Genomic DNA, 893 nt, shown 5'->3' with positions numbered 1-893 from the left:
CTTCCAGCCGACCGTGCTGCTGTTCGTGCCGCTGCTGTGGTTCACCGGCCGCCGCCGGGCCGCCGCGAGCACCGGGATCACCTTCGCCACCGCCACCGCGCTCGCCTGGGCGGTGATGCCGCACGACTCGTACGCCTACTGGGTGCGCCATCTGGCGGGCGCGGGCCTCGGCGGCCGGGCGGACGACCTCGCCAACCAGTCCCTGCACGGCGCGCTGCTGCGACTCGGCCTCCAAGGCCCCCTGGAGATCACGGTCTTCTTCACGCTGGCCGCCGCCGTCGCCGTGCTCGGCATGCGCCGCGCCATCCGCTACGCGCGCGACGGACAACTGCTGCTCGCCGTCGCGATCACCGGCTGCGTCGTGGTCGCCGTCTCGCCCACGTCCTGGAAGCACCAGCTGCTGTGGGTGCTGCTCGCGGTGGTCGGCCGGGTCGGCAAGAAGGCGTCCTCGCGCTATGTGTGGCCGGTCGCCGTCGTCCTGGTGATGACGCTGCCCGCGAAGATGATGGTGCCGAACGTCGGCGTCCTGTACCCGCTGCGTGACAACGTCGTCCTGCTGGCCGCGCTCGCCTCGGCCCTCGTGGTGCCGTTTTTGACCCGCGCCTCGGAGTACTACCGGACCCCGCTTCCCACCGAGTACGCCCCGAAGGCGCAGACCCGCCTCAGCTGGGCGCCGCTGCTGCGCCGGGCCGCCAGCCGCCCGAACCTGCTGCTCGAACTGCTGCTGATCCGCGTCACCTACGCCGCCTACCAGCGCACCCGGCTGGAGGCGGCCGGCAGCCGGGCCGTCGCCGAGGAGCACGCCCGCGAGATCCTCGCGGTCGAGAAGGCCCTGTTCATCGACATCGAGCACTGGTTCAACCACACGGTGGTCGGGATCGGCTGGCTGCGGG

Annotated in this window: 1 protein-coding gene; it reads left to right on the top strand. The window is 72.2% G+C overall.

Annotated features, from left to right (window positions below):
- Positions 1 to 893, top strand: an 893-nt coding sequence (locus tag AWZ10_RS44310; protein WP_159058585.1) for a glycosyltransferase family 87 protein, incomplete at both ends; no start/stop codon positions are given.

The sequence above is a fragment of the Streptomyces europaeiscabiei genome, from assembly GCF_001550375.1.
Lineage (GTDB): Bacteria > Actinomycetota > Actinomycetes > Streptomycetales > Streptomycetaceae > Streptomyces > Streptomyces europaeiscabiei.
This window is presented reverse-complemented; position numbering and strand designations above follow the sequence as displayed.